This window comes from Enterococcus sp. DIV0358, assembly GCF_051713465.1.
GTDB lineage: Bacteria > Bacillota > Bacilli > Lactobacillales > Enterococcaceae > Enterococcus > Enterococcus faecalis.
The window spans coordinates 2239415-2263837 of the sequence record NZ_JBIOPX010000001.1 but is presented as its reverse complement, the minus strand read 5'-3'; the positions used below and the strand labels follow the sequence as shown (position 1 = coordinate 2263837).

Sequence of the window (24423 nt, the reverse complement as noted above, 5' to 3'; positions counted from 1 at the left end):
GAGGTGAGTCGATGAAATGGAGTATTCCAGAGCGAATCGTTGAACAAGGGCGCGAATATATGCAAGAAGGCCGGGTCTTATCTATCGTTCAAAATCCAGAAAAAAGGATCTGGTTGTCTGAGGTTTTAGGGGAAGAACTTTATCTTGTTGAATTGGATGGTACCGCCAAAGAACAAGATGTTTGTGAATGTCAATATTGGATGGAACATGGCTATTGCAAGCATACAGTGGCAGTTGAACTGGCACTGAAACAACGAGGCGTGTCAAGAATTATTCAAGCGAATCAAACAGTCAGTTTTGAGAAAACAAATCGATCAACAGCTGAAATGTTTACCAAAGGCTTTGCCAAATTAAGCAAAGCTTCTGCCGAAGTTCCCTTGCAGCCTTTACGTTTAGAATTTCATTTAGATGTGATTGAAACGAATAATTACTATCCAGAATTATCAACGATTGGTCTTTCTTTAAAAATTGGTTTGGAAGGCACCAAACCTAAAACATATATTGTGAAAAATATTGGTGATTTTTTACAAGCATATGAAAAAGAAATGACTTTTATGGTGAATAAACAACACCAATTTACTTTGCTACATGATTCTTTTTCAATGGAGATTCAAGAAATTTTAACAGAACTTGCGGCAATTTATCATACCAGCCAATTATTAGGTGCAAACGGTATTCAAGTTAAAGGGAAAATCGACAAACGTTATCTATTATTACCAATTGATCGCAGTCAATCGTTAGTTGAAAAAATGAATCGAACGGGTCAGTTTATATTGACCAATCAAACTCATAAGTATCGCTATCTAACGTTCAAAGAAACCAGTTTGCCACTTACGTTTACAGTACAAAAAACCGAGGAACAAAGCTTCAAATTAACTATTCAGAATCCTATTACAACGTTTCTAGCCCACTATCACTGGGCGATTGCGGATCAAACGGTTTATTTACTAACAGAAGAGCAGGAAGCCATCTACACCACGTTACTTCAATTAATGAAACGCTTGGAAGAGCCGACAATTATTTATGAAAAAGAAACAGTTTCTGATTTATTTAGTGAAGTGTTACCATTATTGGAAAAAATTGGTCGAGTGTCTGTTGAAGAATCAGTTGAAGAATTAGTCGTCCACCATCCTTTAAAAGCAGTCTTTATTTTTAAGAAAATTAAAGGTCGGATTAACGCTCGGATTGACTATCACTATGGAGAAGTCATTTTCTCGACAAACCCGAAATATGCTCAATTACCTGAAGTCAATCAAGAAATCGTTCGAGATAAAGCAAAAGAAACAGCAATTAAGCAACAATTTCAACAGTTTGCCTATCAGCAAACAACCACAGGCTTTGAAAAAGTCTTACCTGCTGGAGAGTCCTTGTATTATTTCTTTAAAGCCGAGGTTCCAGCTTTCCGTCAATTAGGAGAAGTTCGGATGGGACGGAAATTACGGGAATTGTATTTAGATGCCCAGCATCATCAACCAACGATTGAAGTTGCGGAAGGGGATTCTTGGTTAGATATTCGGTTTGATGTCACTGGCATTGATGAAACCGAAATCGATGCAGTATTGACTAGTCTGCTACGTAATGATGCTTTTTATACGTTAAAAAGTGGTGAAATTCTTGCTTTTGACTCAGAGGAATTTTTCCATACAAGTGCAATTTTAACGAAGCTGCGAAAAAATATGCATCAAGAAGACAATGTCATTCATGTGCCCAAAAACCAAGGCCTCATGATCGAAAGTTTATTAGAAGACAACGAGCGGGCACATTTTTCAGATTCCTTTAAAAAAATGGTCACGGATTTAACGCATCCAGAAAACTTTGAAGCGCAAGTCCCCAAAACCTTACAAGCAACGTTACGCCATTACCAAGAAACAGGTTATAAATGGCTGAAAATGCTTAGCCATTATCAATTTGGCGGTATTTTAGCTGATGAAATGGGTTTAGGGAAGACACTGCAAACCATTACCTATTTACTTTCGGAAAAAGAAGAAGAGCGCTTGAAAGGGACAGCTTTGATTGTCGCTCCTGCAAGTTTAACCTATAACTGGTTAGCCGAAGTCAAACGTTTTGCGCCAACCTTAAATGTTCAAGTGGTTTCTGGCAACCGCCAAGAACGAGCAGCGCTTTTACAAAATAGCACCGAAGATATTCTGATTACTTCTTATGCAAGTATGCGACAAGATGTTCAGCTTTATCAGGAAATGCGTGTCGGCTATTTGATTCTAGATGAGGCCCAAATGGTTAAAAATAGTGGGACTAAAACGGCGCAAGCCTTAAAAAGTTTAAAAGTACCACAACGTTTTGCATTAAGTGGCACACCAATTGAAAATAATTTAGATGAATTGTGGTCAATTTTCCAAATGATCTTACCGGGATTGTTCCCAGGCAAAAAAGCCTTTCGAGAAATTAAGCCGGAAGAAATTGCCAAAATGATTCAACCATTCATTTTACGACGAGACAAGAAAACGGTGCTTGCAGACTTACCAGAAAAAATTGAAAATAATATGTACAGTGTCTTAACAGAAGAACAAAAAACGGTTTATTTGGCCTATCTAAAACAAATGCAAGCAGATGTTAGTCAAATGGATCAGGCGACCTTCAAGAAAAATCGCATGAGTATTTTAGCAGGCTTGACCCGTTTACGACAAATCTGTTGCGATCCGCGTTTGTTTATTGAGGATTACACGGGAGGTTCTGGCAAAGTGGAACAAGTCAAAGACTTTTTAGTGGCTGCCAAAGAAAACAATCGTCGTGTCCTATTATTTTCTCAGTTCACAAGCATGCTTTCTATCTTAGAAAAAGAATTGAATGAATTAGGCTTAGAGACGTTTTATTTACGAGGAAGTACGAAGCCTCAAGATCGGTTAACGATGGCGAATGCCTTCAATGAAGGAGAAAAAGATGTCTTCTTAATTTCATTGAAAGCAGGGGGAACCGGACTAAATTTAACTGGTGCAGATACAGTTATTTTATACGATTTATGGTGGAATCCCGCAGTCGAAGAACAAGCGGCTGGTCGGGCACACCGCATGGGACAAAAAAAAGTTGTTGAAGTGTGGCGGATGATTGCAGAAGGAACGGTTGAAGAAAAAATGAATTCCTTACAGCAAGAGAAACGCGAGCTGTTCCAAAAAGTGATTCAAGGAAATGAAGAGCAATTAGCGAAAATGACGGAAGAAGATATTCGCACAATTTTAAGCATTGGAGAATAGAAAAAACCTAACTACATTTCAAATTTGAAGCGTAGTTAGGCTTTTTTATTTTTAAAGATTAAATAATTTCTCCACAGTCGGACAAAGTTCAGTGAAACAAGTGACTTCTGCAAGGTGTGATGCAGGTTGGCAACTTGGTAGTTCACGAGAGCGGTGGTTAAACCAAAGAGAATGCCAGCCACCATTACGTGCGCCTACAATATCATTGTCATAACTATCACCAACATATAAAGTATGTTCAGGTTCCATACAAAATTGATTACAGGCTAAATCAAAAATTTCCTTTTCAGGTTTTTGGAAACCCGTACTTTGAGAAATAATGATATTTTGGCTTGGAACCCATTTTTCAAGATTCAATTGTTTAACTTTTTTAAATTGATGGTCTGTTGGACCATTTGTAATAATCCCCATCGGAATTTCTTTCTCTTGTAAAGTATCAAGAAGCTTAGTAACTTCTGGATGCATCGTAATATTATCCAATTCTTCTTCATAAACTTGTTGGAAAATTTTTCCTTCTTCTTGTGAAATTCCTGGATAGTTTAGATCCTTTAATGTTTCATTCATCCGGAAAAACCGCATGAAATCTAGGGACCATTCATTGGCTAAAACTTTCGGAAACGTTTCATCGCTGTGGTGTCTAAAACGAAGATACAATTCATGCATATCCTCTGTCGCAACGTTCGGGAAAATTTTAGTCATCGCATTTCGAAAGGGTTGTTGCTGATCGTACAGCGTGTCATCAACATCAAAAACAATGGTTCTCATTTAACAAGTGCACCTCTTAACTTTTTTACAAAACTTTTCATATGTTATATTGTAGCCGATATTTTCACAAATAAATAGAGTATTTTTCACTGTATTTCAAGGTTTTGTACAGAAATCAAAGCCTTGCGGGAAAAGACAATTATAGTTATTTTTACCGAAAAAATGGAAACGATAAATGAAAAAATATTCTGATAATGAAAAGTTTGTGAAAATGATTTTGAGTCAAAGTTACTTAAATAACACGTGTTCTGATAGAAGTTAGAATTTTGCAAGAGACAGTCTTTTTCCGTATAATGAATGAGAATGAAGGGGGAGAGTTAGGGAGTTATGTTAAAGCGTTTTTTTGGGTATTATCGGCCTTATCGTCGATTATTTATTTTGGATTTTGGGTGTGCCGTTTTTGCGGGGCTGTTAGAGTTGGCTTTTCCAGTAGCAGTCAATCAAGTAATTGATAAGATTATGCCAAAAGGAGATTTTCGCCTCATTGCATTAGCTAGTGCGGGCTTATTTGCATTTTATATAATCAATACGTTTTTACAATTTATTGTGGTTTATTTTGGTCATATGTTAGGCGTGAATATTGAAACAGATATGCGTGAAGAATTATATCAACATCTTCAAACACAACCGTTTGAGTATTATGATAATCAAAAAACAGGGAAATTAATGAGCCGTTTGACCACTGATCTTTTTGAAATTTCGGAAGTGGCGCATCATGGTCCAGAAGACGTCTTTATTACGATTATGACGTTAGCAGGTTCTTTTTTATTAATGTTAACCATTCACGTGAAATTAGCCATCGCTACGTTTATTTTATTGCCATTTATCACGATTGCGCTAGGCTATTTTAATAAAAAAATGACAAAAGCGAATACGGATATTTACGATAATTTAGGTGAATTTAATGCTGGGATTGAAGCGTCAGTAAGTGGGATACGTGTCACGCAATCTTTTGCAAATGAACCATTTGAACGAAAACAGTTTAATTATTTAAATCAAATGTATCGAAAATCGAAATTATATTTTTATAAGGTGATGGGTGTCAGTTCCGCCTATAATTACTTATTAATTCGTCTGATAAATTTATTTTCATTAATTTTTGGTGCGTATTATACAATTAAAGGAGAAATTACAGAAGGCCAGTTTGTAGGGTTTATTTTATTAGCCAATATTTTTATTCGGCCGATTGAAAAAGTCAACAATATGATTGAAAGTTATCCCAAAGGATTTGCTGGTTTTAAACGTTTTACGGAAGAAATGGACAAACAACCGTCCATCAAAGATTTGCCAGGAGCTGTTGCTGTTTCGCATTTAGAAGGAACGATTGCCTATAAAGATGTTTCATTTGCTTATGAAGATGGCACAAAAGTTTTAGACCATATCAATTTAAAAATTCAACCTGGTGAAACCGTTGCTTTCGTTGGCCAAAGTGGTTCAGGAAAAACGACCTTGTGCAATCTGTTGCCTCGTTTTTATGAAGTCAGTAGTGGTGAAATTACGATTGACGGTAGAAATATCCAGCAAATGACCTTGGCTTCATTACGTAAGCAGATTGGAATTGTTCAACAAGATGTGTTTTTATTCCCTGGAACATTACGAGAAAATATTGCTTATGGGAATTTAAATGCTACAGAAATAGACATTCAACAAGCGGTGAAATTAGCACATTTAGAACATGTAATTCAGCTAATGCCAGATGGCTTGGACACAATTATTGGCGAACGTGGCGTGAAATTATCGGGCGGTCAAAAGCAGCGAGTGGCAATTGCGCGAATGTTCTTGAAGAACCCGCCAATTTTAATTCTAGATGAAGCGACTTCTGCATTAGATACAGAAACAGAGCAAGTGATTCAAGAGTCATTAAACTCGTTAGCTGACGGGCGAACAACATTAATTATTGCCCACAGACTGGCAACGATTAAACATGCTGATCGAATAATCGTAGTTAGTGACCAAGGAATTTTAGAAGATGGAACACATGAAACTTTGTACGCGCAAAGAGGCCACTATCGTCGGCTGTACGATGCTCAATTTAGAACATAAAAAAACCCGCGAATAAAACTTCGCGGGTTTTTATTATGTTTAGTTAGCGCCAAACTTTTCTTCCCAAACCAACAGCATTTTTCATTCGTTGAAGTGTTTTGTTGGCTACCTGGCGAGCGTTTTCTGCACCCTCATCTAAAATCATATCTAATTCTTCTGAAGCTAGAAGCTCTTGGTAGCGCACTTGAATAGGTTCTAATAAGGCAACTACTGCTTCTGCTAAATCTGCTTTGAAGTCTCCATAGCCTTTGCCTTCGTAAGCTTGAACAAGTTCCTCAACAGTTTGACCTGTCGCAGCAGAATAAATATTTAGTAAGTTAGTAATGCCAGGCTTTTCTTCTTTATTATATTCAATTACACCAGTTGAATCAGTTACAGCAGAGCGGATTTTTTTGCGAATCACTGCTGGCTCATCAAGCATTGAAATAAAGCCCTTCACATTTGTATCAGACTTACTCATCTTTTTCGTTGGTTCTTGTAAGCTCATAATTCGACTACCTTGCTCAGCGATTTTTACTTCAGGCATCGTTAAAATTTCTTGATTTTTTTGAGCGTAACGTTTGTTGAAGCGTTCCACAAAATCACGTGTTAATTCTAAGTGTTGTTTTTGATCATCTCCGACTGGCACTAAGTCAGCGTTGTACAACACGATATCACCAACCATTAATGGAGGGTATGTTAAAAGACCAGCGCTTACGCCAGCACGACCATTTTTTTGCGATTTATCTTTAAATTGTGTCATTCGCTCTAACTCACCAATAGAAGTATTGCACTGAATGATCCAACCAGCTTCTGCATGGGCACTCACTTCAGACTGTATGAAAATTGTTGCTTTTTGTGGGTCTAAACCAACCGCTAGGTAAAGAGCTGCTAAACTACGAATTTGCTGGCGTAGCTTTTGCGGTTCTTGGGGAACGGTAATGGCATGTTCATCCACAATACAAAAATAACAATTGTATTCATTTTGTAATTCGATAAATTGTTTCATTGCACCAATGTAATTTCCGATTGTCGGAGTACCACTGGGCTGAATACCAGAAAAAATTGTTTTCATTAAATAACCACCTGACTTTAGACTTAAGATAGTGAATAGTTCTATTATACATTTTATTAGAAAAAAATACATGGGAACTTCTTGAAAAATCACCAAGAGAAGTAAATTATAACAGCAACCATAAAAATAGAAAACTGTATTACTTTTTTACAGAATCATAACGAATATCCATAAAATTTCATAAAAATTAACCCTAATTTTACACGGATGTAATGAAGGAAAAATAAACAAAGTTAATAAAAAATGTTTAAAAACCCCTAGTATTTTTATTAGAAATTAGGTATACTGGTTTTAAATAGAGGAACAGTACAGTTCCCTGTTTCAGAAACGCGATGATTCGCGAAAAGGAGTGATGCACAATGTTGACACTTTATACTTCCCCAAGTTGCACGTCATGTCGTAAGGCTAGAGCCTGGTTGCAAGAGCACGAAATTCCTTTTAAAGAAAGAAATATTTTTTCTGAACCTTTAAATATTGAGGAATTAAAAGCAATTTTAATCATGACAGAAGATGGAACAGAAGAGATTATCTCTACTCGCTCTAAAGTTTTCCAAAAATTAAATATGGATTTGGACGAGCTTCCACTTCAAGATTTATTAGAGTTGGTTCAAGAAAACCCTGGATTGTTGCGTCGGCCAATTATGATTGATGAGAAAAGATTACAAGTCGGTTTTAACGAAGATGAAATTCGCCGATTCTTACCAAGAGATGTTCGACAACTGGAATTGCGCCAAGCACAATTAATGGCAGGTTTATAAAAAATATAAAATTTTGTTCTTTATTTGTTAATTGTAATAAAGAATGATTCATATGAATTTAGGGCCAGGGATTTTTATCTCTGGCTTTTTAATACATATTTAGAACTTGTATTCATTTGATTTGGCAGAACGTGGTCAAGGAAAAATAGTATCTTTTTTGGAGAGACTGCGTTAAGATGAAAAGGTAGAAGGAGCGAAAAACCAATCGTTAAAAAAGTTCAAAGTTTATAAAACGTTCGCTAGTTTTCGAGGATTTATAGACTTTCCACTTTACTTTTGTGTAGTTTTCGCTACAATGAACGTAAGAAGTTTCCTGATTGAAGCAAAGAGAGGTGTAGCGCTATGGAAATGGAACATATTAATGAAAATACGATTCGTGTGTTAATTGGCAACGAAGACCTGGCGGATAGAGGGATTACTTTTCTTGACTTACTAGGAAACCACAAAGATGTTGAAAATTTCTTTTATAGTATTTTAGAAGAAGTTGATGTCGAAGATGAATTCCAAGGTAGTGAAGCAGTCACTTTCCAAGTCTTGCCTAAAAATGATGGTTTAGAACTGTTTATTAGTAAAAATGTCGCTATGGACGACTTGTCTTCCTTAGAAGGTCTGAGCGAAGTCAATGCAGATGTTAGCGAATTAATTCGCAAACAAATTGAAGCAGACAAAGCAGCCGCCGATGAACTTGATGAGATGGAAGCCACAGATGAAACAAACAGAAATGTAATCTTTGAATTAGATAATTTTGAAGCGATGATCCAATTATCCAAAGAAGTCTTCATGCAATCTGTTTTGACTAACTTATACACGTACAACGATCGTTATTACTTACAAGTTTTGTTCTTAACCGATGAATTAGAAAAAACAAATGTTGACAATGAAATTGCACAGATTTTAGAATTTGCTCATAAAACAACTGTCACTCAGGATACTTTAGTCGAATATGGCACTTGTATTATGGAACGCAGTGCATTGGAATTAACACGTTATTACTTTAATGATTAAGCAAAAAAGCAAAAACTTTCGAGTTTTTGCTTTTTTTTTGATGAAAATTAAGAAACTTTGCGTAGTTTATTTATGAGAGGTGAAAATCATGTTAACAGCTTTAACGGCAGACAACCAAGAATTATTTTCTTTAATCGATTGCTCGATTGATGAATTAACACAGATACGAAGCGAACAAGCTTTTGTGTGTCCAATGTGTCATCAATCGGTCATTTTGAAGGCAGGCCCCATTAAAATACCCCATTTTGCTCATCGTAAAAAGAATAGTTGTTGGTACGAAGCAGAAGCTGAAACAGAAGAACACCTCCGCTTGAAGCAGCTTTTTGCGGAAAAGTGTTTACGTGAAAAGCTGTCTTTTCAAGTTGAGGCATACTTACCCGCCTTGAAGCAACGCCCAGATTTACTCATTGGGAAGATAGCCATTGAAATTCAATGTAGTCCATTGCCAATTAAACGTTTGGTGGAACGGACGGAGACTTATCAAACTCATGGCTATCAAGTTGTTTGGATTTTAGGTGAACGATTAGTGCCTAAAGACAAACTCACGCAATTAACGAAACAATTCCTTTATTTTTCGGAGTCCTTGGGATTTTATTTATGGTCGGCCAATAAGAAACAAGAACGAATAGAGTTACTTTGTCATATTGAAGAGAGTCAATGTCAACAATTTTATAGAAGAAAACAATCATGGGATTTTTACGAAAAAAAATTACTAGAAATCTTCCGACTCCCGACCGCTAATTTAAATTTACTGCCAGATAGACGGCACACTGGCCAATTGATGCATGATTATTATCAAAAATTGACTCAACAACTTGGTTACAGAAATGCTCAGTTGCTTAGGACACAGAGCTTTTTATATACGAAAGGTTGTCACCTTCTCCAGTTACCTCCTTGGTTTTACTATCCTGGATTGAAGCTATTACCTTCTTCTGAAGAAGATATTCATTTAAAAATGCTTGTTTGGGAAGCACTAAAAACCAAAGAAGGGCGTTTAGTGACCAAACAGGAACTATGGCGTATCTTGGAAGCTGTTTTTTTTAAAGAAGGGAACTTTGTTTGGCAACCGCTACCGAATATTGGCTTAAAAAAGCTTTTTAAAATCGTGGGGAATAGCTTATTGAGCTGGTTACAAGAATGTTATGTGTTAATTAAAGTAAACAATAAGTACCTAATAACTAGTATTTTCCTAAGAGAAGATCCTGAAAAGCTCATTCATTGGCTAAAAAAAGTGAAAAAACAACATTTTTTTAGTCACACGTGTTAAATTATGATAGTATAATGAGTAAAACGTTTCTTAAAGGAGAGTAAACTATGAGCGAAATTAAACAATTACCAACACGTGATGAAGTTCCAACTCCATTGACTTGGGATTTAACCAAAATTTTTAAAGATGATGCTGCTTTTGATGTTGCGTATAATCAGTTGACAGAGGAGCTAAATCAAGCAGAGTCATTTAAAGGTACCTTAGGGAATGGCGCAGAAGCTTTTCTAGCTGCGTTAGAATACGTTTTAGATGTCTATCGAAAAGTGGAAACATTATATGTCTATTCTCATTTAAAAAATGATCAAGACACTACAAATACAGCTTACCAAGCTTTATATGCCAGAGCTAGTTCTTTATATGCACAAGTTAGTGAAGCTGTTTCTTGGTTTGACCCAGAGGTTTTAACATTAAGTGATGAACAAATCTGGGGATATTTTGAAGAGCAGCCGAAATTAGCTGTTTATCGTCACTATATTCAAAATATTTTAGATGAACGTCCCCATGTTTTATCGATGGAACAAGAAGCTTTACTGGCGGGGGCTAGTGAAATTTTTGGTGCCTCAAGTAATACATTTTCAATTTTAAATAATGCAGATTTAGAATTTCCAACTGTGCAAAATGCTGAAGGCGAAACGATTCAACTTTCTCATGGCGTTTATGGTCAATTAATGGAGAGTGTCGATCCATCTGTTCGTGAAGCAGCATTTAAAGGGTTGTACAAAGTGTACAAACAATTTAGAAATACATTAGCCTCAACTTTAGGTGCACATGTTAAAACGCATAATTATAAAGCAAAAATTAGAAATTATGATTCTGCTCGGGCAGCCTCTTTAGCAAGTAATCATATCCCTGAAAGTGTTCACGAAACATTAGTAGCTGTAGTAAATAAACATTTACCTTTGCTACATCGTTATGTAAAATTAAGAAAAAAATTATTAAACGTAGAAGAATTACACATGTACGACTTGTATGCGCCTTTGCTAGGTGAAGCACCAATTCGTTACAGCTATGAAGAAGCAAAAGAAAAAGCAATTGAGGCTTTAAAACCACTAGGTGAAGACTATTTATCTATTGTTAAAGAAGCTTTTTCAAGTCGTTGGATTGATGTGATTGAAAATCAAGGAAAACGAAGCGGCGCATATTCTTCCGGAGCTTATGATACAGCCCCATACATTTTAATGAATTGGCATGATAGTTTGGATCAACTATTTACATTAGTCCATGAGATGGGCCATAGTGTTCATAGTTACTATACAAGAAATAATCAGCCGTATGTTTATGGCGACTATTCAATTTTCTTAGCTGAGATTGCTTCAACCACAAATGAAAATATTTTAACAGAATATTTATTACAAACAGAGACAGATCCTAAAGTACGTGCGTATGTCTTAAATCACTATTTAGACGGCTTTAAGGGAACCATTTTCCGTCAAACGCAATTTGCGGAATTTGAGCATTTTATTCACACGGAAGATGCTAAAGGCACGCCATTAACAAGTGAATATTTGAGTGAGTATTATGGCGAGCTCAATGCTAAATATTATGGACCAGAAGTAGTTAGAGATGAAGAAATTAGTTACGAATGGGCGAGAATTCCACATTTTTATTATAATTACTATGTTTATCAATATGCAACTGGCTTCTCAGCCGCTTCGGCATTGTCTAAACATATTTTAGCTGGAGAAGAGGGAGCTTTAGAGAACTATCTTAACTACTTGAAAGCAGGAAGTAGTGACTTCCCAATTGAAGTGATGAAAAAAGCGGGCGTGGATATGACACAAGCCGCGTATATCGAAGATGCAATGAAAGTTTTTGAAGAACGTTTAACGGAATTAGAAGCTTTGGTTGAAAAATTATAGACAAAGAAGTGGGATATAAGTCCAAATGACTTATATCCCACTTTTTAACTCTTAAGATAATTGGTTAACAGCTTTTGTCGCAGCATCTTTTTTATAATAAATGTAAATGTCCATTTGGAAAATGATAATTGGAGCGACGTTTAAATTCAAAGGTTGCGTCACCTTGGTCCAGCAACGGTTCGTTATGTGGATGGACACGACATAGTTGTTTAATTTCATCCATGTTTTCAAAATTTTCGACTAAAATGCCGAAATCATTCTCGCAAGTATAGTTGTAAACGACTGCGGTAGGATGTTGTTTAATCCCCATTTCTCGAGCAACTTTTTGGTCGGTTTGGAAAGATTCTTTGACAAAATCGGATTGTCGGTCTTTACGATACATATCAATATCCCCGCCGGCTGCTAGAAGTAGTTCTTCTGATAACTCAGGAGAGTAAGCTAGACCGTCTTCAGCTACTGCTTTTTGTAAGCCAATCAACAATTGTCGGCCTTTTTTTCGGCCTTGTAACTGTGCTGCTTTATAGTCAAGAGCGGCTGAGTATAAATCTTCAAAAATTCGATTCCGTCGTTTAATGTCATTAATCGGAATATGTTGACGACTCAAAAATTCATTGATCGTTTTCATGTTTAATAAAGGAATAAAGCGCAATTGTATTTTCTTCTTGTCGTTAACAGACAATTGTATAATTTCTTTTTCAATTTCTAAACAGACGCCGCCTAAAGGATTGACGAACAAATAAATTTCAACCATTCATACTTCCTCCAATGCCATGCTTTTTCAAATACAGGTGCCAGAACGTCAGTGCTTCGAATACTAAGGGGCAGTGGTCCGCATCATGCGTTGAATCTTGTTAGGTGCAAGCGTAATGGGAATGTTCAAATCAGCCATTAATGTTTGAAACGCTTGCTTGCCGCTTTCAGCTTCAGTAACTTCTAACTCTAATTCAAAATCGTGCTGTTGGTTATACCAACTTTCGTCTAACGCAAGTAGTCCTTGAGGAATTTGTTTTTCTGCACGTGCTGTTTTTAATGAACCAATCAAATGGATCGAGGCGATTTCAATACCTAATTCTTGTAATTTCTTCGCCACAGCCCCCTCAGTAGGGAGGTGATTCCTCTTGATAAAGTGGTTCGCCGTCTCAAGCGATAAAGGGTCATTGATTTCTAATAATCCTTCTGGCGCAGGAACTTTTAAGGTTAACTCACCACGATCTGCTAATACGCGAATTCTTAAGCCCATTCGTTGTGCTTTTAATTGAAAATCGTCCGTATCAAAATAATGATTTGTTTGCGTAAAAAAGTCCGTTTTTTGAATAGAAAAATGGTCGATTAATCGTTTGAAATCTTGCGGACTAACTAATGTTTTAAATTCAATTTCTAAGTGCTCACTCATGGGGTTCTCTCTCTTTCTTAAATCACTCCAATTTTCACATATTATATAGGTTTCCGTCAAGAAAAGTGGTCTTCTCTGTGAAAAATTTTTCTAATGAAAGGCGTTTGGAAATCAAATAGCGAATAACACCCTATTTTAGGGAGGACTGTGGTAAAATAATCAGTGAATGAAATTCAAGGAAATTGAGGGATCTACCATGGAACGAGAGTGGGAGCTGTTTTTAGCGCCATATGAACAGGCGGTCAGCGAATTAAAAGTAAAACTACGAGGTATTCGTAAACAATTTCGGGAGCAAGATAAACACATACCAATTGAATTCGTTACAGGACGTGTGAAACCAGTAGATAGTATTTTGACGAAGACGGCAATTCGGCATATTCCTTTAAATCGGATTGAAGAAGAAATGCAAGACATTGCTGGTTTGCGGATTATGTGCCAATTTGTGGAAGACATTTATCAGGTAGTCGCACTTTTAAGAAATCGTAAAGACTTAAAAATTGTGGAAGAACGGGACTACATTGAAAATAAAAAAGAAAGTGGCTATCGTTCGTACCATGTGGTGGTGGAATATCCTGTGCAATTAGTCACCGGGGAAAAGATTATTTTGGCCGAAATCCAAATTCGGACACTCTCCATGAATTTTTGGGCAACGATTGAACATTCTTTAAATTATAAATATCAAGGTGTCTTTCCTGAAGAAATGAAAGAACGCCTTCAGCGAGCGGCAGAGGCAGCCTATTTATTAGATGAAGAAATGTCATCTATTCGTGAAGAAATTCAAGAAGCACAACATTACTTCTCTCATGGCCGTGGCTTGCTAGAAAACGAATACTATAAGCAAATTAAAAACGAAACACCAGAAAATCAGTAAAGGAGTCTGCTTATGAAAGTGGCGATTGTTCATAACTCGGAAGAAAAATCGAAACAAGTCACAAAACAACTGACAACACTATTAGAGCAAAACCAAATTCAAATAGACAATCGTCAACCTGAACTTGTGATTTCAGTCGGCGGAGATGGTACGCTTCTTTCCGCTTTTCATCGATTTAATCATCTGTTAAACGAAGTAAGTTTCTTAGGTGTACATACCGGACACTTGGGTTTCTATACAGATTGGCGTGATTATGAATTAAAAGAACTAGTTGAGAGTTTGTGTATTCATCGTGAAAAAAGTACGAGTTATCCATTATTAGATGTGCGGATTCGGTTTAGAGATGGGAAACCAGATAAACATTTTTTAGCATTAAATGAATCAACAATTAAACGAGGAAACCGGACGATGGTGGGCGATGTGTTTATTAAAGACGAACTGTTTGAACGATTTCGTGGTGATGGGTTGTCGATTTCGACCCCAACCGGCTCTACTGCGTATAATAAAAGTATTGGTGGGGCTGTTTTGCATCCTAGCATTAATGCGTTTCAGTTAACCGAAATCGCCTCCTTAAACAATCGTGTCTTTCGAACATTGGGGTCACCGATTGTAATCGCACATACGGAGTGGCTGGAGATTAAATTACAGGAAAGTGATGATTATTTTGTCACGGTGGACCAATTAGATATTTATCAAGAAAATATCGCTTCCGTCTGCTATCGAATTGCAGACGAACGGATTCATTTTGCCTCTTATCGGCACATGCATTTTTGGCATCGAGTGAAAGATGCCTTTATTGGTGAGGATTAATTAAACGATGGAATTTCAATGGACATATGACAAAGAAACAACACAACAAGTGAAATATTTTTTAAAGGAACAAGGCGTTTCAAAAGGGTTATTAGCTAAGGTGAAATTTCAGGGTGGTAAAATTCAAGTGAATGGGACCGCTCAAAATGCCATCTATCCTTTACAAACTGGCGATGTCGTTAAAATGACGATTCCAGATGAAGCGGAACATGAGACATTATTAACAGATGATGAACCGATTGAAATTGTGTTTGAAGATGATCATTTTTTAGTAGTTAATAAGCCTGCTGGCATTGCCTCGATACCTGCTCAGTATCATCCTTCAGGAACGATGGCGAATCGTGTTAAGGGGTATTACAAGCGTCAAAATTACGTGAATCAAGTTATTCATGTCGTGACTCGTTTAGATCGAGATACTTCTGGGCTGATGTTATTTGCGAAACACGGCTTTGCTCATGCTTTAATTGACCAAGAATTACGAGAAAAAAAGGTGACAAAAATTTATTATGCCCTTGTTAGTGGAGCGATTGAGCAGTTAAACGAGCATCAATTGATTGAAAAGCCAATTGGGCGCGACTTGTCCTCTTTATTAAAACGCCAAGTTATCGAAACAGGTCAATTTGCTAGTACAGAATATTGGCTCGCAAAAAGAGGAGCCCAAGCAGCAGCTGTGCGCATTCAGCTCCATACAGGACGAACACATCAAATTCGGGTACATTTTGAAGCAATTGGCTGTTCATTGTTAGGGGATGAGATGTATCATGGAGAGATGGATCAAGGAATTGAGCGGCAAGCGTTGCATTGTATGGAACTAATTTTTACTCATCCTTTTACCAAAGAAACGGTTCATCTGATTTCCCCACTAGCGGAGGATATGAAAAATGTAGATGATACGTTATAATAATAAAGAGGCAGGAGGGGAAAGTGTAAGATGAATGAAGTCCAAGAAATGGAAGAGCAATTTGCCCTTCTTTTAGAAACGCTAAAAAATCAACAAATGAACGAATTTCGTGAGCTATTTTTAGCGTTACACATTTATGAACAAGGACAATTTTACCAATCGTTAGATGAAAAAGACCGACAACATTTATACAATTACCTATCTCCGAAAGAATTAGCGGATATGTTTGATGTTATCGAAGAAGATAATGAGAATATGAAAGATTATTTAGCTGAAATGCGCCCAAGTTATGCAGCCGATATGTTAGCTGAGATGTATACCGATAATGCGGTGGATTTACTAAATATGTTAGATAAAAGCCAAAAGGCGAAATATCTTAGTTTGTTAAGTAGTGAAGAAGCAGGCGAAATTAAAGAGTTACTTCATTACGAAGATGAAACTGCTGGGGCGATTATGACCACCGAATTTGTTTCGATTGTGGCGAATCAAACAGTGCGTTCTGCGATGTACGTCTTAAAGAATCAAGCGGACATGGCAGAAACAATCTATTACGTTTACGTAGTCGACCAAGAAAATCATTTAGTCGGCGTTATTTCGTTGCGGGATTTAATTGTTAATGATGATGATACCTTGATTGCTGATATTTTGAATGAACGGGTTATTTCAGTTCATGTTGGCGATGACCAAGAAGATGTCGCGCAAACAATTCGTGACTATGACTTCTTGGCTGTGCCAGTTACAGATTATGATGATCATTTGTTGGGGATTGTAACAGTTGATGATATTATTGATGTTATTGATGATGAGGCCGCTAGCGACTACTCTGGTTTAGCCGGGGTCGACGTTGAGGAAGTTAGTGAGAACCCTTTAAAAGCCGCTTCTAAACGATTACCTTGGTTAATTACATTGCTGTTTTTAGGAATGTCTACGGCCTCGTTAATCAGTAATTATGAGTCTTTAGTTAGCGAAGCGAGTATTTTAGCCGTTTTTATTTCTTTAATTACCGGAACAGCCGGCAATGCTGGGACACAATCATTGGCGGTTGCGGTACGCCGTTTGGCTATGAAAGATGAAAAGGATAGTAATTTTGGTCGCTTAATCTTAAGTGAAGTGCTCACGGGACTAGTGACGGGGGCTGTGACAGGTTTAACCATTATGATTGTGGTTGGCGTGTGGCAACATAATCTTCCGCTTGGATTTGTGATTGGGATGGCTATGCTCTGTGCAATTACTGTGGCAAATTTAGCAGGGAGTTTAATCCCAATGTTAATGGATAAATTAGGGTTTGATCCCGCAGTTGCCAGTGGCCCATTTATTACTACCTTAAGTGATTTAACCAGTGTATTAATTTATTTCAATATTGCAAGCATGTTTATGCGTTATTTTGTTTAAAAAATTGCACTTATCTATTATGAGACTGAGGTAAAAGGATTCGTTGGTTTGCTTGAAATCAAAAAAGTGAGATAGCCGTTAATACGACGGCTACCTCACTTTTTTAGATACAAGAAATTAAACAATTTTTGTGCCATGGACTTCTGTGACTTTTAAAGTGTCCATCACAGTTTGAACGTTTTCTGTGGAAATACCGCCACCTGGTAAAATAAGAATCCGTTGATCTGCGTAGGCAATTAATTCTTTTAAATGATCAAAGTTGTCTTCGATAGGGGTACCAGCTGGCCCACCATGAGTTAAAATACGCGTCACACCACGCTCAGCTAACCAGTCGATCGCCTTAAATTGGTTTTCTTTCGACAAGGCATCAAAAGCCATATGGAAAGTGATTTGCAAGCCTTCAGCTGTTTCAATGAATAAGTCCAAAGCTTCTTCATCTAACCAACCGTCCTCAGTTAAACAGCCAATAACAATGCCGTCGGTTCCTAATTTCTTTGCTTCGATTAAATCGGTATGCATAATTTTTAATTCAATATCATTATAGACAAAATTGCCGCCACGAGGACGAATGATTGTCATCACTGGTACAGAATGTTCGCCAGCGTATGCTAAGACTTCTTCAATAACACCAGTACTTGGCGTCGTTCCACCTACGGCTAAGTTATCGCATAATTCGATGCGATTCGCACCTTTTTGAATGGCTTGGGGAATCTTAGTGAAATTTTCGGCACAGAATTCTTTAATCATTTCTTATCGCTCCTTGCTTTTTCTTCACAGGCATTGTACCATAATTCTGCTTACTACCATAGCCCTGAAAAAAAGAGTGCAACTTTTTATAAGAGAAAATGTTCATTTGATGAACGTAAGGAGTTTTAAATGTTAAAGAAAATTGAACGAGCACAACAATTATTGAAAAAAGAAGCAGCCGTATTTCGCTGTCCAACTTGTCATGAACCAATGCATGTAGAAGGGGTTGGTCTGATTTGTCAACAGAGGCATCAATTTGATTTATCCAAGAAAGGCACGCTATACTTTCTAAATCATGGCGTACAGACAGAATATAATAAAAAAATGTTTACTTCTCGAGGAAAAATGATTCAAAGTGGCATGTACGCGCCTGTTTTAAACAAAATTATGCACTATCTTCCTCAAAATAAAACAGTAGTCGATGTTGGTTGTGGTGAAGGGAGTTTTCTAGCTGAGTTAAGTCAAGCAGGCTTATCTGGACTGAAAATCGGGTTTGATTTATCAAAGGAAGGAATCTATTTAGCAAGTAATCAACCAATTGATGCGTTTTGGTGTGTGGCGGATTTAACGAATTTGCCATTTGCGAATGAAGGGATTGATACGATTTTGAATATTTTTTCTCCTTCACATTATCAAGAATTTCGGCGAGTACTAAAAGCTGACGGGACTGTGATTAAAATTATTCCTGAAGAGAATTACTTAAAGGAATTACGAGCGGCTTTTTATCCCAATGACGAAAAGAAACAAAGTTATTCCAATCAAAAAGTAGTCCAACGTTTTGCCGAGGAATTAGCTGTGGAAGTAGATGAACGAATAACTTATTGCTTTGACATTCCCGAGGAAAGACGGTTGGATTTATTAGAAATGTCGCCATTAGAGTGGCAAGTTTCTCAAGAAGTTAAAGCCGAGCTACAACAGCGACCATTGGAAAAAATCACGATTGACGTCCGCTTGTCAGTAGGTCGTAAAAGATAGACTTTTTTGTGAAGAAAATCCTAAAAAAGTCTTGCAATAAAGTGACATTGGTGTTATATTACTTACAAGTTGTTTTTTCATTGGTTTTTATCAGGGTCCTGTTCTGATAAAAGTTAGTGAAGAGACCTTCACTAACGTAACGACTCGCCGTGCTAGACACCGAGACGGTACGTTTTTTTTATTGGTTAGAATAGCTGCCGCCTGACATCATCGCGTCATGCGGTTTTTTTTGAAAATAAGTATTGTGGGCGCTATTTATTTTGAATTTATGTTAAAATGAACACGATTGATATTTGAGGAGCTGAAGATAGTTGACGAACCATATTGTTTTATTTGAACCACAAATTCCAGCAAATACTGGAAATATTGCACGGACATGTGCAGCGACGAATACACCGTTGCATTTAATTGAACCTTTAGGATTTTCAACAGATGATAAACACTTAAAACGTGCCGGATTAGATTATTGGAATGATGTAAATATTACGTATCATAAAGATTTGGCTGCCTTTTTAGCCCATGTGGCAGGCAAACACTTGCATTTAGTAACCAAATTTGCTCACCAAACATACAGCGAGGTTAATTATAATGATGGCAAGGACCATTATTTCCTTTTTGGAAAAGAAACAACGGGCTTACCAGAAACGTTTATGCGAGAAAACGAAGAAAAGTGTATCCGAATTCCTATGAATGATGAACATGTGCGCTCGTTGAATCTTTCTAACACTGCCGCACTAATTATTTATGAAGCCTTACGTCAGCAAAATTTTCCGAACTTAGAACTGACGCATCATTATGAAAATGATAAATTGGATTAAAAAAAGTTAAGATAGTAGCGCTTTTTTCAAAAATGTCAGAAGAAAGTGGTTTTATTTTTACTGTTGCCCAGTTTTCAAGCCTAGAACAAAAAACAATTTAGATTTTTGTTCTAGGCTTATTTTGCTTGGATTACTAGAAACTTCCATGGATATTTTCGCAGGGAAGTGATAAACTAGAAAGACATATGAAGAGATAAAGAAGTTTGGAGAAGTTACATGAAATTATATTTTACACGACATGGAAAAACTGAATGGAATCAACAGAAACGATTTCAAGGAATGACAGGAGATTCGCCGTTATTACCAACTAGTTATGACGAAATTAAACAATTAGGCCAATATTTACAAGATATTCAGTTTGAAAAAATTTATTCTAGTCCGCTATTACGTGCCAAAAATACTGCGCGGGGAATTCAACAAGAATTGAATCATCCAGTTGAAATTGTTTATACAGATACCTTAAAAGAATTAGGTTTAGGTCGTCTAGAAGGACAATATATTGAAGAAATGCGTAATTTTTATGGAGAAGAATTAGATCATTTACGGCATCGTTTAGATTTGTATGATCCAACAATTTTTGATGGTGAACCAATCGAGCAAGCGATTCAAAGGATTTCAGAAACAGTTGCTGAAGCGGCGAAGCAACACGAAGGTCCAGTTCTATTTGTCGGACACGGAGCAGCGCTGACGGCGGCAATCCAAGCGATGGCTGGTAAACCATTATCAGAATTACGGACAATGGGCGGGCTGTTAAACAATAGCCTCTCAATCCTTGAAACCAAAGAGGCATCAAGGAACATGCCGTACGACTTAACGTTATGGAATGATACGTCTTTTTTAGCTAAAGAAAAAGCACAATAAGCGCACAACAGAAAGGAGGGCTTGTAGTGGTAACACTTTTTGGTGAAGACGAAGAAAAAGCCTTTATTGTTGGGACTGTACAAGCAATCTTTTTTGAAAATCCCAGTAATTTTTATAAAGTCGTTCTTGTAAATGTGACCGATACAAATACAGATTATTTAGAAAAAGAAATTGTAGTAACTGGAAGTTTTGGCCAAGTTCAAGAAGAGGAACCCTATCGTTTCTTTGGTCATTTTGTGGACCATCCTCGTTATGGCAGACAGTTTCAGGTGGATAGTTATCAGCAAGAAAGACCGACTTCGGCTAGTGGGGTGGTTAACTATTTATCAAGTGACAAATTTCCTGGCATTGGTAAACGAACTGCTGAAAAAATTGTTGAAGTATTAGGGGAAAGTGCGATTGACCGAATTATTGATGACCCGAGTGTTTTGGAAGAAGTTACTGTTTTAAATGAAAAAAAACGTCAAGTAATCGTCGAAACAATTCGCTTGAATCACGGGATGGAGCAAGTGATTGTGGGACTAAATCGATACGGCTTCGGTAGTCAGTTAGCTTTTTCAATTTATCAAACCTATCAAGAAGAAACCCTTTCTGTGATTCAAGAAAATCCTTATCAGTTAGTTGAAGATATTGAGGGAGTCGGATTTAAACGAGCGGACAATATTGCTGAACAAATCGGCATTCAGGCGGATTCTGCTGTTCGAATTCGAGCGGCGATTTTACATGAAGTGTTTGAACACTCCATTCGTTCAGGCAATACGTATGTTCAAGCAGATGTTTTATTAGAAGAAGCGATTCGGACCTTGGAAGCAAGTCGCCCAGTGGAAATCTCACCTGATCAAGTGGCCAATGAAATCATTACGTTAGTCGAACATGGAAAAATCCAACAAGAAGAGACTAAACTTTTTGAGAACAGTCTCTATTTTTCTGAATGGGGCATTGGTACTTCGATTCAGCGTTTACTTTCTCGTAAAAAAGAAATTCATTATGAGGAAGAAGAAGTCCAAAAAAATATCCGAATGATTGAGAAACGTTTAAATATTCAGTATGGCGACTCGCAACAAGCAGCGATTGAAGAAGCGATTAAATCACCGTTATTTATTTTAACTGGAGGGCCCGGAACAGGGAAAACAACTGTTATTAATGGGATTGTCTCGTTGTTTGCGGAACTAAATGGTCTTTCATTAGATCTCAAAGACTATACGCAGGAGATGTTTCCAATCTTGCTAGCGGCGCCAACTGGGCGAGCAGCGAAACGTATGAACGAAACGACAGGTTTACCTGCAAGTACCATCCACCGTTTGTTAGGCTTGACAGGTCGTGAAAAAAATCCGAGTTTAACCGCCAAAGAATTAGAAGGCGGTTTGCTAATTGTAGATGAAATGTCAATGGTGGATACTTGGTTAGCCAATACGTTATTAAAAGCTATTCCGACAAACATGCAAGTGATTTTTGTTGGTGATAAGGATCAGCTACCGTCTGTCGGTCCAGGTCAAGTCTTACATGACTTATTGCAAATTAACGAAATTCCCAAATGTGAGTTAAACGAAATTTATCGTCAAGGAGACGGTTCAAGTATTATTCCTCTTGCCCATGAAATTAAAGAAGGAAAGTTGCCTACTGATTTTCAAAAAAATCAAAAGGATCGCTCGTTCTTTGCAAGTGATATTGGTCATATTGAAGAATACATTCGACAAATCGTCACAAAGGCAAAAGCAAAAGGGTTTACGCCACAAGATATCCAAGTTTTAGCGCCAATGTATCGTGGCGCAGCTGGCATTGATGCCTTGAATAAAATGATGCAAGAAATCTTCAATCCAAATGAGGGGAAGAAAAAAGAAGTCAAGTGGAATGACACCGTCTATCGGATTGGGGACAAAGTTTTGCAACTAGTCAATACGCCAGAATTAAATGTGTTCAATGGAGATATGGGAGAAATCGTCGGAATTACTTTAGCCAAAGACTCAGAGGACAAAGTGGACGAGTTGGTTTTACAGTTTGATAATAATGAAGTAACGTATAAAAGAAATGAATGGAATAAAATTACGCTATCGTATTGTTGTTCGATTCATAAAGCGCAAGGTAGTGAATTCCGCATGGTGTTACTGCCAATGGTTCATCAGTATAGCCGAATGCTGCAACGAAATTTGCTGTATACAGCAGTGACACGTAGTAAAGAATTATTAATTCTACTAGGTGAGGTTTCTGCTTTTGAAACATGTGTCAAAAACGAATCGGCTAGTCGCATGACGATGCTAAAAGAACGAATCGTGAACGCAGAACAAATGACCTTAACAACTAGAACCCAGTTAGAAGCCTATGAAGAAGGTTTAACGGCAGACCATCCATTTACTGAAAAGGAAACAAAAGCTGTCTCTTATGAAACTGAACAGCAATCAACGAAAGCCGATCAGATCAAAGAAACAGACGAGCAATTAGTTGACACAACGGTACAAGAAGTTTCACTATTTGCTGATGAAGGGGAAGAGTCAACCCCAGAAACAGCAAATAAAGCGACAAAAGTTGTCGAAGAATCATTACCAAAAGAACCACGACTAACAGTCGAAATTATTCAAACAAATGCTATTGATCCAATGATTGGAATGAAGGATACGACGCCTTATCAATTTATGTGAGAAAAGGAAAGAGTGCCATAAGTCGTTTTGACTTATGGCACTCTTTTTCAACCTTAAGGGACTCAGTTAAAACCAAAACAAACGTTTTTGTGTGGTATAAACCATATCAATACTTCGTTTGCCTAAAATCTCGCCATCTGCGTGAATGGTTTGTGGAATCGTCGAAACAATTCGAATTTTGCTTGATTGAAAATGATGAAAATGCTTAGATTTCCCTTGTTTTTGACGAAGCAATAGGAAAATAAGCCACAAAATTTTAAAAATATTGATTCGTTCCACGACAACTAAGTCCACGACTGCTTTGCGAGGATTGGCCGTCGGCATAATTGATACGCCCCCGCCAAAATAAGGATGATTTGTGACCGTACATAGGAAAGCACGATTAAATGTGTATTGTTTACCATTCATTTCAACTAAAATTGGAAAGCCTTTTTGTTTAAAAAAGACATGAATGATTGAAGAAATATAGGAAAGCGAGCCAAGGTTAAATTTATTTAAGGCTTTTTTTGATGACGATTCGTTGGTTTTTTCCACGATTGCCGCATCTAACCCTAAGCCAACATTATTGGTGGCTAAGCCGATTTCTTCTTGGTTGGCTTCTACATAATGAATTGTTTGAATTTCTTTTGGTCGTCTGGTGCGCAGGATTTGATGCAATGCTTTATCAATATTTCTTGATAATCCCACCCCTCGTGCAAAATCATTTCCAGAGCCGCATGGAATATAGCTTAAAGGAATAGCTGAATCATATGGAAGTAATGAATTAATGACATTATGTAGTGTGCCATCGCCGCCTAGCACGACTAGGATTGGAAAAGTTGAAACGTCTAAGTCTTCAGACCAAGGAAGTAAAGTTGTTTCTGCAAGTTCCTTCGTCAATTCTTTTTCATGTCCAGCGTAATCAGTGTAAAGAGCCGTATATTTAAGTTCTTGTTGCTTGAGTTGTTGAATCACTTTTCTAGCGACTTTTCGGCCATTGCCGCTACTTGCCTGCTCGTTGATAATAAGATAGTAGTGAATGTTCATTGAGCTCCTCCTTTGAATCGCTATTGTCCATTA

The 24423-nt window shown here is 37.2% G+C and carries 20 protein-coding genes; 14 read left to right on the top strand and 6 right to left on the bottom strand.

The genetic code is table 11. The features are described 5' to 3' along the window. Nucleotides 1–11 precede the first annotated feature (11 nt). Nucleotides 12–3209 (top strand): DEAD/DEAH box helicase, encoded by a 3198-nt coding sequence (locus IGK70_RS10915; RefSeq protein WP_104855758.1) that lies wholly within the window; start codon nt 12–14, stop codon nt 3207–3209. Between the two features lie 51 nt (nt 3210–3260). Here the strand turns inward: IGK70_RS10915 and IGK70_RS10910 are convergent, their stop codons facing one another. Beyond that, on the bottom strand, nt 3261–3974 hold the full coding sequence (locus IGK70_RS10910; protein WP_002356474.1) for an HAD family hydrolase: 714 nt from the start codon (nt 3972–3974) through the stop codon (nt 3261–3263). 327 nt (nt 3975–4301) lie between these two features. Here IGK70_RS10910 and IGK70_RS10905 point away from each other — a divergent pair, with 327 nt between their 5' ends. Beyond that, nucleotides 4302–6017 carry an ABC transporter ATP-binding protein gene (locus IGK70_RS10905; protein ID WP_002394119.1) on the top strand — a complete coding sequence of 572 codons (1716 nt, stop codon included), beginning with the start codon at nt 4302–4304 and terminating at the stop codon, nt 6015–6017. A 43-nt stretch (nt 6018–6060) separates the two neighbouring features. Here IGK70_RS10905 and trpS read toward each other — a convergent pair whose 3' ends face one another. Further along, on the bottom strand, nt 6061–7071 hold the full coding sequence (gene trpS, locus IGK70_RS10900; protein ID WP_104855757.1) for a tryptophan--tRNA ligase: 1011 nt from the start codon (nt 7069–7071) through the stop codon (nt 6061–6063). Between the two features lie 359 nt (nt 7072–7430). Between trpS and spxA the strand changes: the two genes are divergently transcribed. From spxA to pepF, 4 genes are all read left to right on the top strand, one after another. Next, nucleotides 7431–7829 carry a transcriptional regulator SpxA gene (gene spxA, locus IGK70_RS10895; protein ID WP_002356477.1) on the top strand — a complete coding sequence of 133 codons (399 nt, stop codon included), beginning with the start codon at nt 7431–7433 and terminating at the stop codon, nt 7827–7829. Between the two features lie 342 nt (nt 7830–8171). Further along, nucleotides 8172–8834, top strand: coding sequence for an adaptor protein MecA (locus IGK70_RS10890; protein ID WP_002356478.1), 663 nt, complete (start codon nt 8172–8174; stop codon nt 8832–8834). A gap of 88 nt (nt 8835–8922) precedes the next feature. Further along, complete coding sequence (locus tag IGK70_RS10885; RefSeq protein ID WP_104855756.1) at nt 8923–10101, top strand: competence protein CoiA; 1179 nt, start codon at nt 8923–8925, stop codon at nt 10099–10101. Between the two features lie 47 nt (nt 10102–10148). Then, nucleotides 10149–11960, top strand: coding sequence for an oligoendopeptidase F (gene pepF, locus IGK70_RS10880; RefSeq protein ID WP_002356480.1), 1812 nt, complete (start codon nt 10149–10151; stop codon nt 11958–11960). Nucleotides 11961–12051: 91 nt separating this feature from the next. Here the strand turns inward: pepF and IGK70_RS10875 are convergent, their stop codons facing one another. Next, a complete protein-coding gene (locus IGK70_RS10875; protein WP_002356482.1) occupies nt 12052–12711 on the bottom strand; it encodes a ClpXP adapter SpxH family protein in 660 nt (219 codons plus the stop codon). A gap of 63 nt (nt 12712–12774) precedes the next feature. Then, on the bottom strand, nt 12775–13353 hold the full coding sequence (locus IGK70_RS10870) for a CYTH domain-containing protein (RefSeq protein ID WP_002395485.1): 579 nt from the start codon (nt 13351–13353) through the stop codon (nt 12775–12777). Between the two features lie 196 nt (nt 13354–13549). Between IGK70_RS10870 and IGK70_RS10865 the strand changes: the two genes are divergently transcribed. Genes IGK70_RS10865 through mgtE form a run of 4 tightly spaced genes read left to right on the top strand, consistent with a single transcriptional unit; the run spans nt 13550 to nt 17327 of the window. Beyond that, a complete protein-coding gene (locus tag IGK70_RS10865; RefSeq protein WP_002356484.1) occupies nt 13550–14224 on the top strand; it encodes a GTP pyrophosphokinase in 675 nt (224 codons plus the stop codon). 12 nt (nt 14225–14236) lie between these two features. Then, nucleotides 14237–15034 carry an NAD kinase gene (locus IGK70_RS10860; protein WP_002356486.1) on the top strand — a complete coding sequence of 266 codons (798 nt, stop codon included), beginning with the start codon at nt 14237–14239 and terminating at the stop codon, nt 15032–15034. A 7-nt stretch (nt 15035–15041) separates the two neighbouring features. Continuing rightward, entirely contained in the window at nt 15042–15935 is an 894-nt protein-coding gene (locus IGK70_RS10855; RefSeq protein WP_104855754.1) for an RluA family pseudouridine synthase, read from the top strand. A gap of 30 nt (nt 15936–15965) precedes the next feature. Continuing rightward, on the top strand, nt 15966–17327 hold the full coding sequence (gene mgtE, locus IGK70_RS10850) for a magnesium transporter (protein ID WP_220421697.1): 1362 nt from the start codon (nt 15966–15968) through the stop codon (nt 17325–17327). Between the two features lie 117 nt (nt 17328–17444). Here mgtE and cutC read toward each other — a convergent pair whose 3' ends face one another. Further along, nucleotides 17445–18074 (bottom strand): copper homeostasis protein CutC, encoded by a 630-nt coding sequence (gene cutC, locus IGK70_RS10845; RefSeq protein ID WP_002359565.1) that lies wholly within the window; start codon nt 18072–18074, stop codon nt 17445–17447. 129 nt (nt 18075–18203) lie between these two features. Between cutC and IGK70_RS10840 the strand changes: the two genes are divergently transcribed. The 4 genes from IGK70_RS10840 (at nt 18204) to recD2 (ending at nt 23364) form a co-directional block, all read left to right on the top strand. Beyond that, nucleotides 18204–19049 (top strand): methyltransferase domain-containing protein, encoded by an 846-nt coding sequence (locus IGK70_RS10840; RefSeq protein ID WP_104855753.1) that lies wholly within the window; start codon nt 18204–18206, stop codon nt 19047–19049. A 311-nt stretch (nt 19050–19360) separates the two neighbouring features. Further along, nucleotides 19361–19867 carry a tRNA (uridine(34)/cytosine(34)/5-carboxymethylaminomethyluridine(34)-2'-O)-methyltransferase TrmL gene (trmL, locus tag IGK70_RS10835; protein WP_104855752.1) on the top strand — a complete coding sequence of 169 codons (507 nt, stop codon included), beginning with the start codon at nt 19361–19363 and terminating at the stop codon, nt 19865–19867. Nucleotides 19868–20083: 216 nt separating this feature from the next. Continuing rightward, a complete protein-coding gene (locus tag IGK70_RS10830) occupies nt 20084–20728 on the top strand; it encodes a histidine phosphatase family protein (protein ID WP_104855751.1) in 645 nt (214 codons plus the stop codon). A gap of 26 nt (nt 20729–20754) precedes the next feature. After that, nucleotides 20755–23364 (top strand): SF1B family DNA helicase RecD2, encoded by a 2610-nt coding sequence (gene recD2, locus IGK70_RS10825; protein WP_104855750.1) that lies wholly within the window; start codon nt 20755–20757, stop codon nt 23362–23364. A gap of 66 nt (nt 23365–23430) precedes the next feature. Here recD2 and IGK70_RS10820 read toward each other — a convergent pair whose 3' ends face one another. Then, nucleotides 23431–24390: a diacylglycerol/lipid kinase family protein gene (locus IGK70_RS10820; protein WP_104855749.1), complete on the bottom strand. Its 960-nt coding sequence runs from the start codon at nt 24388–24390 to the stop codon at nt 23431–23433. Nucleotides 24391–24423: the final 33 nt, after the last annotated feature.